Annotated in this window: 7 protein-coding genes; 2 read left to right on the top strand and 5 right to left on the bottom strand. The window is 69.6% G+C overall.

The genetic code is table 11. The features are described 5' to 3' along the window. The 3 genes from AC1DHD_RS14235 to AC1DHD_RS14245 all read right to left on the bottom strand — a co-directional run. The coding region (locus AC1DHD_RS14235; protein ID WP_476880335.1) for an ABC transporter permease at positions 1-683 on the bottom strand (683 nt) is incomplete at its 3' end. Further along, positions 680-1,468: a molybdate ABC transporter substrate-binding protein gene (gene modA, locus AC1DHD_RS14240; RefSeq protein ID WP_476880336.1), complete on the bottom strand. Its 789-nt coding sequence runs from the start codon at positions 1,466-1,468 to the stop codon at positions 680-682. The genes AC1DHD_RS14235 and modA, both read right to left, overlap by 4 nt. Further along, positions 1,465-1,875, bottom strand: a complete 411-nt coding sequence (locus AC1DHD_RS14245; RefSeq protein ID WP_476880337.1) for a TOBE domain-containing protein — start codon at positions 1,873-1,875, stop codon at positions 1,465-1,467. The genes modA and AC1DHD_RS14245 overlap by 4 nt, the downstream gene beginning before the upstream one ends. 183 nt (positions 1,876-2,058) lie before the next feature. On the opposite strand from AC1DHD_RS14245, the gene AC1DHD_RS14250 reads away from it, so the two are divergent. Beyond that, positions 2,059-3,393, top strand: coding sequence for an FAD-binding oxidoreductase (locus AC1DHD_RS14250; RefSeq protein WP_476880338.1), 1,335 nt, complete (start codon positions 2,059-2,061; stop codon positions 3,391-3,393). Positions 3,394-3,402: 9 nt separating this feature from the next. Next, complete coding sequence (locus tag AC1DHD_RS14255) at positions 3,403-4,272, top strand: DUF4031 domain-containing protein (protein WP_476880339.1); 870 nt, start codon at positions 3,403-3,405, stop codon at positions 4,270-4,272. A gap of 8 nt (positions 4,273-4,280) precedes the next feature. On the opposite strand, the gene AC1DHD_RS14260 is transcribed toward AC1DHD_RS14255, so the two are convergent. Then, positions 4,281-4,772, bottom strand: coding sequence for an SRPBCC family protein (locus AC1DHD_RS14260; protein ID WP_476880340.1), 492 nt, complete (start codon positions 4,770-4,772; stop codon positions 4,281-4,283). A gap of 56 nt (positions 4,773-4,828) precedes the next feature. After that, on the bottom strand, positions 4,829-5,110 hold a 282-nt coding region (locus tag AC1DHD_RS14265; RefSeq protein WP_476880341.1), incomplete at its 5' end, for a YccF domain-containing protein.

Genomic DNA, 5,110 nt, shown 5'->3' on the forward strand with positions numbered 1-5,110 from the left:
AGGTAGATCTCCAGCGGGAGCGTCCGGGTGACGCCCTGCAGGCTGCCGGCGAAGGTCAGGGTCGCGCCGAATTCGCCGAGGCTGCGGGCGAAAGAGAGGACCGCGCCGGAGGCCAGCCCGGGAAGCACCAGCGGAAGGGTGACGCGCCGCAGCACCGTGGTGGGTCCGGCGCCGAGGGTGGCCGCGACCGCCTCGTACCGGCTTCCGGCGGAGCGCAGGGCACCCTCGAGGCTGACCACCAGGAACGGCAGGGCCACGAAGGTCTGCGCCAGCACCACCGCCGTCGTCGAAAACGCGATCTGGATGCCCGCCACCTCAAGGCTCCGGCCCAGCAGGCCCTGCCGGCCAAAGGTGTACAGCAGGGCGATGCCGCCCACMACCGGGGGCAGCACCAASGGCAGCAGCACAAASGAGCGGAGCAGCCGCTGGCCCCGGAAGTCCTCGCGGGCCAGCACCAGGGCCAGCGGAATGCCGAGCAGCACACAKAGCACGGTGCTCGCCGCGGCGGTGCGGAGGCTGAGCCCCAGGGCGGTCAGCGAGGCGTCCGAGGTGAGCAGCGGGACGAAGTTGGGCCAGTCCACCCTGGCCACCATCGCGGCTAGCGGCAGCAGGACAAACAGCGCCCCGACGGCGGCGACGGCCAGCACCCAGCGCGGGATGCCGCTGTAGCCGTGCCGTGTCACGGTTTGCCGAACCCCGCGTCGGCCAGCACCTGCCGGCCCTGCGTCCCGGTGACCAGCGCAATGAACGCGGCCGCGAGGTCCTTGCCTTTACTGGTTTTCACGCCGGCGATCGGATACCGGTTGACTGCGGAGGCCGACTCGGGGAACGGGATGCCGGTGACCTTGGTCCCTGCGGCCCGGACGTCGGTGACATAGACGAGCCCGGCGTCGGCCTCGCCGGAGGTGACCTTGCCCAGCACGTCGGTCACGGACGATTCCTCGCTCACCGGCGTCAGCCGCACCCCGGACTTACCCTCGATCGACTTTGCGGCGGCCCCACAGGGGACCTGCGCGGCGCACATCACCACCTTGACCCCGGGCCGGGCGAGGTCGGCGAAGGATCCGATTTTCGCGGGGTTTGACGGCGGCACGGCAATCTCCAGGACGTTGCTCGCGAAGTTCGCGGGGGTACCGTCCACCAGGCCTGCGCCGGCGACCTTGTTCATGTTTTTCACATCCGCCGAGGCGAATACATCGGCGGGCGCACCCTGGTCCAGCTGGGTGGCGAGGTCAGCGGATCCGGCGAAGCTCAGGGCCACTTTGGTCCCGGGGTGGCTGGCCYCGAAGTCCTTGGCCAGCGCGGTGAACGGTGCTTTGAGCGAGGCCGCCGCGAAGACCGTGAGGGTGTTGGCCGCCTGTCCCCCGCCGACCGCACCACTTCCGCCGGCCGGGGCGGCGCAGGCCGCGGCACCGGCGGCCAGGATTCCGGCCAGCACGAGCGAAGCCACTTTCAGGTGCAGTCTCATGCCAGGGCCTTCCCGTGCGGGCTTTCGATGATCACCGTGGTGGCTTTGACGACGGCGGTGGCCACGGATCCGAGTTCCAGGCCAAGGTCGCGGACCGCCTCGCTGCTCATCAGCGAGACCACCCGGAACGGCCCGCACTGCAGTTCCACCTGCGCCATCACCGTGTCCGTGGTGATGGCCGTGACCAGCCCGACGAAGCGGTTCCGGGCCGAACTCCCGGTCCGGGCCGGGTCCTCGGGCAGTTTGGACTGTTCCCGCGCGAGAGTGGCGAGCTCCAAACCGTCGACGGCGAGCCGGCCCGCCTCATCCTTCAGCGGCGTCAGGCTTCCGCTTTCGGTCCAGCGCCGGACGGTATCGTCGCTGACGCCCAGGAACCGGGCCGCTTCGGAAACGCGAAAAGTAGGCATGGGTTCACTCTAACCCGCATTTGCGGACAAATTGCCCCAATAGTGCCCGCATCATCGGAAGTCGACGACAGCCGGGGCAGAACCTGCTGCCGCGGCGGCAAACGGCCGGCTGTAGCCCTGCCCCGGCCATCCGCCGTACGATTCGGGGGTGGGGGGAGCCGCGGTCGGCTAGGGAGCACTGCCATGAAATGGGTCAGGCCAGAGAGCCCGGACTATGACGAAACTCGAAAACTCTTCAACGCGATGATCGACCGGCGCCCGGCCGTCATCGCCCAGTGCGCGGACCCTGCCGACGTGGCCGACGCGCTGTCCTACGCCCGGGACAACAACCTCGACGTCGCGGTCCGCGCCGGCGGCCACTCCGTGGCCGGGATGTCCACCAACGATGACGGGCTGGTGGTGGACGTCCGCCCGATGAAATCCATCAGCGTGGACCGGGAGAACCGCACGGTCACAGTCGGGGCCGGGGTGAACTGGGGCGAATTCGACCGCGCCACCCAGGAACACGGCCTGGCCAGCACCGGCGGCCGCGCCTCCACGACCGGGGTGGCCGGGTTTACGCTCGGCGGCGGTTCGGGGTGGCTGGAGCGCTCGTTCGGTTTCGCCTGCGACAACCTGCTCTCGGTGGATCTCGTGACGGCGGCCGGCGACCGCGTGACGGCCAGCGCGGATCAGAATCCTGAGCTGTTCTGGGCACTGCACGGCGGCGGCGGGAACTTCGGCGTCGCCACCGGCTTCACCTTCCGGCTGCACCCACTGGGGCCCACAGTGCAGGCCGGTCTTATGCTCTGGCCGGGGGCGGCCTCCGCGGACCTCGCACGAGCGTACCGGAACCTCTCGCTGGCCGCTCCGGACGCCGTCGGCAGCGCGCTGGTGTTCCTCACGGCTCCGCCGGAGCCCTTTGTCCCCGCGGACATGGTGGGCAAACAGGCCGCGGGACTCGCCTACCTGTACGCCGGCGATCCGGCGGACGGTGCCGAGCACGCGGCTCCGTTCCGCGAACTGGGACCGGCCGTGGACCTGGTGGGCGACATGAACTACGCCAACTTCCAGTCGATGATCGATGACCCGCCCAACCTCTACAACTACTGGAGCGCCGACTACCACGACGAGCTTCCGGACGACGCGCTGGACGTGATCGTGGACTCCGCCCGGCACCTTCCCGGACCCCACTCCCAGCAGCTGGTGGCCCGCTGGGGCGGCGCAGTCGCGGGGCCGGCGGCCGCCAAGACGCCGCTGCAGAACCGAGGCGCCAAGTGGGTCACGCACCCGTTCGGCATCGAGGAAACCCCCGCGGGCGGCCAGGAGGCCAAAGCATGGGTGAAGAGGTTCCGCGAGGACATCGCGCCCTACGCAAACGGCGGCGTCTGGCTGAACTTTGTGGGCGACGAGGGCCGGGACCGGGTCAGGGCGGCCTTCGGTGAGGAAAATTATGACCGGCTGGCGCGGGTGAAGCGGGACTTCGATCCCGGCAACGTCTTCCGCGGAAACCAGAACATCCTGCCGGCGTCCTCGTAGACTGCCTGCATGGCCGTCTACCTCGATCCGCCGCTCTGGCCCGCCCATGGAACCTATTTCTCACACCTTGTCTCGGACACCTCCCTCGCGGAGCTGCACGCCTTCGCGCGGGCCGCGGAGATCCCGGAGCGGGCGTTCGACGGCGACCACTACGACGTCGCCGAAGCCCGCTACGATGCCCTGGTCGCGGCGGGCGCCATCCCCGTGGAGGGCCGCGTCCTGGTCCGGAAACTGATCGCGAGCGGGCTCCGGATCCCGGCGCGCAGGCGCAGCGGTTCGCTGAAACTTCCGCTCCTGACCCGCTGGAACGAGGTCCTTCCGGGCAAGGACGCGTTGTTCCTGGACCTCCTGGACCGCTGGGGCGAGGAGCACCGGAAGTACCACGGCCGCACGCACCTGCTGGCCGTCCTGGAGGCCCTGGACCGGCTGAGCGCACCGGCGCAGCCGCCCCGGACCGTGCTGCTCGCGGCCTGGTTCCACGACGCCGTGTACCGCGGCATCGCCGGTGAGGACGAGGAGGAGTCGGCCCGGCTCGCTGAGGAGCGGCTGGAACGTGCCGGCCTCCCGGCGGACGAGGTGGACGAGGTGGCACGGCTGGTGCGGATGACGGCGGACCACCGGCCGGACCCCGACGACGGCCCCGCCGCCCTGCTCAGCGACGCGGACCTTTCCGTCCTCGGCGGGGACTCCGCCGCCTACGCACGGTACCTGGCGGCCGTCCGCGAAGACTTCGCGCACATCGGCGACGCCGACTTTGCTGCCGGGCGCGCCGCCGTCGTACGCCACCTGCTGGAGTCGGACCCGCTTTTCCACACCGACCGCGGCCGCGAGCTGTGGGAGGACACCGCCCGGCGGAACCTGCAGGGCGAACTGGCCTGACCCCTTGCCTATCCGGCCGTCCGGCGGAGGTGCTCGGCGAGGCGGTCGAAGGACTCCCGCCAGCCGGTGCCGTTGTTGTCGCGGTTTTCGGCTGTGTCGAAGGGGCCCTGGGTGAAGGTCATGCGGGTGCCGCCGTCGATCTCCTCCAGCCTGAACGCCACCTCCGTCTCGAAGCCCCGGGTGCCGTCGGAYTTGTCCCAGGCGTGGGTGAAGACAAACAGGGTGGGCGGTTCGATGTCCGTGTGGATGCCGCTCCACCAGTACTCCTGCCCGGTGGCGTCCTGGATCATGCAGGCCCGGTAGAGGCCACCGATTTCAAGGTCGGCGTCGATGCTTTCCCGGGGCGTGTGGAAGCCGCGCGGACCCCACCAGGCGGGGGCCTGGTCCGGATCGGTCAGGGCGGCCCAGACCGTAGCTACCGGCAACTGGAACTCGCGGGTGATGACCAGCATCAGTTCACTATCGCTGGTCACGGCCTCCGGGATTGTTGACTCCGTCATGGCGGTTCCCTCGGCTTCCTGATTGTTCTCCGGCTTGTTCTCCGGCCCGGTAGTCCCTAGCGGTAGGTGCTCACGAAGGGCCTGTTTGTTGGCACAATCTGCTTGCCCAGCGGCATCAGGGAGACCGGGATGAGCTTGAGGTTGGCGATCGCCAACGGGATGCCGATGATGGTGACGGCCATCGCGAAGGCCGTCACGACGTGGCCGATGGCGATCCAGATGCCGGCCACCAACAGCCAAATGACGTTGCCGAACAGCGTGAACAAGCCGTTTCCGCCCGGCCGGTCCACCACCATCCGGCCGAAAGGCCACAGGGTGTAGGACGCGATGCGGAAGGA

The organism is Arthrobacter sp. 05L45_2 (genome assembly GCF_056397525.1).